Consider the following 5,085-nt stretch of genomic DNA (forward strand, 5'->3'; position numbering starts at 1 on the left):
AAAGCTGATTCACCAGACAATCCTGGCGACCTTTAAAAAGATTGAGGCTGACGACAATCTTTTTATCCAGGAGACGGTCAAGGCCTCTGCCGAAGACGCATCCGGCGACCTGGACCTGTCCGGCCTTCTTCTGTCCAACCGGTTGTTTACCCAGGCAAGCCGAATGCTCATATTCAGCGTGAAAGACCTGTTTCTGACACCGAAACAAGCCCAGGCCTTTGATAAAGAGATTACCAATTAAAGGTATATTTATATGAAATATGTCTTTAATGGAGGAAATCCGTTAAACTCTATGGCGCTGTAAGTGCTAGTATATGCTCCCGTGGACAGCCAGTAAAGCCGGTCGCTGATGGACAGATTCAAAGGGAGTTTGTATTTGAAGTTTTCGTATAAAATATCTGCGCTGTCACAGGTGGGGCCGGCAATAATAACTTCCTCAAGCTCTCCTTTTCGTCCTGAGTAGATGGGGTATTTAATGGCTTCGTCCATGGTTTCAATTAATCCGGAAAATTTTCCCACATCCGTATAAACCCAGCGGTTAAGGGAGGTTCTGGATTTTCTTGAAATCAATACGACCTCGCTGACCAGCACCCCTGCATTGCCCATCACGGACCGGCCGGGCTCAAGGATTATGGTGGGCAGATCTTCGCCAAAGCCCTCATTGAGAAATCGGGTGATCTCCTGGGCATAGATATAAAGATTATTGGCCTTTGACAGATAATTGGCCGGGAATCCACCACCCAGATTGATCATCTCAAGGGTAATATTCTCCTCTTCATGAAGCCTTTCAAAAATCACCTTTACTTTGCCAAGCACCCCGTCCCAGGCACCAATATCACGTTGCTGGGACCCCACATGAAAAGAGATGCCATAGGGGACCAGACCAAGGTTTTTTGCCAGAACAATCAGGTCCATGGCCATGTCGGGCTGGCAGCCGAACTTTCTGGATAGCGGCCAGTCTGCCGTACGGCTTCCTTCGGATAATATCCGCACATAGATTTTGGAGCCTGGAGCGGCCTTGGCGATATTGCGAATGTCGGCTTCTGAATCCGTAGCATACAACCGGACACCCTTGTCATAGAAATACCGGACATCCCGACTTTTTTTGATGGTGTTGCCGTAACTGATCCTGTCAGGGCTTATGCCCAGCGACAGAACGCGGTCCAACTCATAGATGGATGCAATATCAAAATTGACGCCTTTGTCCCGCATGATGGTCAGAATCTCAACCGCGGGGTTTGCTTTTACGGCATAATAAATGCTCGCATAGGGAAAATAGGTTGTCAGATCATCAAGATGTCTGACCACGGTATCCGTATCAATTACGAGAAAAGGAGTCTCCTTGTCTTCGGAAAAGGCCTGAATTCTTTTAAAAGTTTCCAGGGGGAGATAATCTTCAAGTTGTATGAACATGGCAGAACTCCATGGAAAAAGGGTTGATAACGCACCAAACAATCATTCTTTTTGATTAAGATACATGCAAGGTGAGAGGCTATTTTAAGGCCGTCAAAATTATTGGCCCAGCCTAAATGGACTAAAATCTGTCAATAGTCAAGAAAAATATATTAAATCGCATGAGTTATTCAAGCCTATTTGTTTTTTTCATTGCATTATCAAGAAAATAGATCCTCAAGTATTTGGCGCAGCAGGTATCGCACCGGCTTTGTCGGAAACTGTCAAAGTGCAAAAGCCCACCACAGGGGCTGTTAAATCAAAAATGTCCATCCCACCAGCACCAGAAGAGACAGAATGGTCACTGGGATACCAATCCTGGCGTGTTCCTTGAAGGATATAAGGACACCATGACCCAAAGCTTTTTCAACCACAATCAGGTTCGCGATGCTGCCCAGAAGAAAAAGGTTCCCGGCAAAAGTGCTTGAAAGCGCCAGAATATACCAGGGCTCAGGAATCGTCTTGCTCAAACATGGAATCACCAGCATCACGGCTGGAACATTGCTGAAAAGATTGGACACAATCACAGAGACACCGGTGAGAAAAACGGGTTGAGTGAGTTCAAAGCCTTTTTGGGACAAAAATTTGAGCACCTGTTCCGGGAGATGGGCCAGAGTGATCCCGTGAATGATAATAAACAGTGCGCAGAACAAAGTGATCAGGTGCCAGTCCACCAGAGCCATGATTTCCCGGCTTTTTATCTTTCTGCTGAGCAGAAGTGACCCTGCAACGGTCAGGGTGGAAAGATCCCTTGGGATATCGGTCAGGTAAAGCCCCACCAGCACCGCCACCGCCACAATCCCTTTTCCGGTCTGCCAGCCATCAAATTGAGGCCAGCCCAGGCCGTTTTGATCCATGATCTCTATTCTTTCAACGATCAGGTTCTGACGATAAAAGATTATAATTATGCCGAATGCGGCCACCAGGGAAATAAAAGAAGGGATAAACGCCCATAAAAAAAAGGCCTGAAAGGAGAGACGCCCCACCTGGCCGATGAGCATATTCTGGGGATTGCCGATCAGTGTGGATGCAGATCCAATATTGCTCGACATGGCCAGGCCCAGTAAAAAGGGAACAGGATTCAATCCTGCCCGTTTGAGAGAATAAGCCAGAATCGGTGCCATGGCAAAGCAGATGATATCATTGGCAAGAAGAGCGGACAGGACGGCGGAAAGCAGCATGCTTACCAGAAGAAACAAACGGGGGCGATCAGAGAATTTAAGGACTTTTTCTGCGGTAGCTGTGTAAAACCCGCCAAGACGAAGCTGGGCAGAGATGATCATCAGCCCGTACAAAAGGCACAGGGTTGGAAAATCAATGCAACGTACGGCCTCCTGGGGCGATACCGCACCGAAGGCAACCATGGCGATGGCCCCCAGAATGGCAATGCCCACCCTGTCCACGGTCAGTCCGGGGATTCGTCCCATGGCAATTCCCAGATAACTCACAAGAAAAATAATCAGTGCCGTCATGAATTGTCTCCATAAATAGTCAGTTCTATGACAGCATATACACCCAAAGGGATCATGGTGAATATTTTATTTTTATTGCATGGGATAATTTTTTTGTTACCCAACGCTTTTTTTGACGTTCTGTTTTTTTCCTTTTTCCTTTTGCCTTTCCTAATGATCAGGTTTTGTTTCTTCTTCTTCTTTTTTTATATCATCTGCGGGTATGGTTTGAATTTGGATGGGCGGTGACATCGGGACCTTTTTTTCAAAACGATCGAATTTTCGACGCAATTCGTGTTCTAATTTGATAGCTGCCTCCTCAAGACTCGGCGCCATCACAACGGCATCTCCCAAAGACATGATCAATCGCTTTATTTGTGGTATTTTTAACGGCCCTTCCTCTTGGAGATAGATCGGCTGGATATAGAGCGGTGCGCCTCCCGTCGGTTCAATTATCATTTTTCCAAATACCAACTCGGAGCCTTGCTGATCCCACAAAGAGAACTGTTCTGAAATCACGGTATCCTGATTCACCAGCGAATGGACCTGTGCCGGCCCATATACCTGTTGATTACGTGGAAAACGGTAAGCATATATTTTTCCATAATTTTTAAGGTCGTTACCTGCAAACATCAATGCCCGCAGGTTATCCCGACCAAATGGGGATAAGGGGAGAAACAAGAAAAATTCATCTTTTCCGGGTTCTAATAAATCTAAAGTCAAGTAATAAGGGGTCGCTGGAAAGAATTCTTGGCCTATAGCAATCTTGGAAAACATCCAGTTATCCTCCTGTCTAAAGAACCGCTCCGGATTCGTTTGGTGATAGGTCGCATAAATGGACATTTGAATGGTAAAAATATCACGAGGATACCGAATGTGTTGTTTCAAAAACGCCGGCATTTCGGATATTGGTTTGAACATTCCGGGATACATTTTACGGTAAGCATTAATGATGGGATCGCGGGGATCGGCTTCATAATATGAGACGTTGCCATTATAGGCATCAACCACTATTTTTACCGCATTACGGATATAATTGAATCCTTCTGCTTTGTATGGGGATGCAATCGGGTAATTGGATGCCGTTGTATAAGCGTCCTGTATCCAGAAGAGTCCCTTTGGTGTGTGAACGATATAGGGATCCTGATCCAGTTTAAAAAAGGGGGTAATATGAAGAATTCGTTCCGTAATATTTCTTCGAAACAGTATTCTACTCTGCTTGTTTGTTTTGGTCGTAAAAAAGATGTCTCGATCTTTAAAATAGGTTGCCAATAAAAATTTGCGCCAAAGTGAATTGACCGGGATGCCGCCCTTTCCATTGTAATTGACTATATTCTCACTCTCTCCGGCAGGGGAGCCGATCTCCCCGACACTGTTTGGAACGATTGCGTAGGGCTTGTCTTCCAGTCCGTAGTAAATATTGGTTTGATCGCTGGATAATCCAAATTGAGATTGAGGGGGGATATCTTTGATAAACCACGTCATTGGTTCATCTCCAGCCTGGGCCGCGGGAATCATGGCGACCCCCTGACCGTGGGTATATTGAAGATGCGTGTTAATCCAATTTTGAGCGACTTCGGGTAGCTTTGAATTATTTATCTCTCTGGCGCCAAGATAGACCTGCCGATATTCACCATCTACCCAATAGCGGTCAACATCAATAGTTGGAAATGAATAATATGTCCGTATACCTTGAAGTTCCTCGAATACACTGCCAAGAACATCTTTGTCCCAGACGGGAACATTACGCAACCGACGCAGGGTATCGGGATCATCGGCATCGAAAGAAACAGCCGAATTCATTTCAAAATCCCTGGTCTCCACCTTGTCAAGTCCGTAGGCCGCAAGCGTAGATTCAACACTTGCCTTGATGTAGTGCCGATCCCGAACCATTTGGTTTGGCATCACGATGTATTTTCGAACGGTATCCCGAAATGTATCAACATCTTTTCCTAAGAATGCAATAACGGAAATCAAAAAAAAGATAATGGGCATTTTCCACCCCACGCGCCTGTTAATTTTGAGTACCAGGAAAATACCCGTTAACATCAGGGACAGCACTGTAACCCATATAAAGGGAAGTATAACAGTCATCTCTACAAAGCCGGGACCTTTGAAAATAGGAAGATTGGCTGTTTCATACAACAGATCGTACCGCTCCAACATAAAGCCCCAGCGTAAA

3 protein-coding genes and 1 pseudogene are annotated in these 5,085 nt (G+C 45.6%); 1 reads left to right on the plus strand and 3 read right to left on the minus strand.

Annotation, left to right across the window (positions count from 1 at the left end; translation table 11 throughout):
* Positions 1-241 (plus strand): annotated as a pseudogene (locus B3D59_RS16875) (Na/Pi cotransporter family protein); the annotation flags it as partial.
* An 8-nt stretch (positions 242-249) separates the two neighbouring features.
* Here the strand turns inward: B3D59_RS16875 and B3D59_RS16880 are convergent.
* The 3 genes from B3D59_RS16880 to B3D59_RS16890 form a co-directional block, all read right to left on the minus strand.
* On the minus strand, positions 250-1,413 hold the full coding sequence (locus tag B3D59_RS16880; RefSeq protein ID WP_286822307.1) for a type III PLP-dependent enzyme: 1,164 nt from the start codon (positions 1,411-1,413) through the stop codon (positions 250-252).
* A gap of 293 nt (positions 1,414-1,706) precedes the next feature.
* A complete protein-coding gene (locus B3D59_RS16885; RefSeq protein ID WP_286822308.1) occupies positions 1,707-2,924 on the minus strand; it encodes an SLC13 family permease in 1,218 nt (405 codons plus the stop codon).
* Between the two features lie 150 nt (positions 2,925-3,074).
* On the minus strand, positions 3,075-5,069 hold the full coding sequence (locus tag B3D59_RS16890; RefSeq protein WP_286822309.1) for a UPF0182 family protein: 1,995 nt from the start codon (positions 5,067-5,069) through the stop codon (positions 3,075-3,077).
* Positions 5,070-5,085: the final 16 nt, after the last annotated feature.

It is taken from the genome of Desulfobacter sp. UBA2225 (assembly GCF_002348205.1).
Lineage (GTDB): Bacteria > Desulfobacterota > Desulfobacteria > Desulfobacterales > Desulfobacteraceae > Desulfobacter > Desulfobacter postgatei.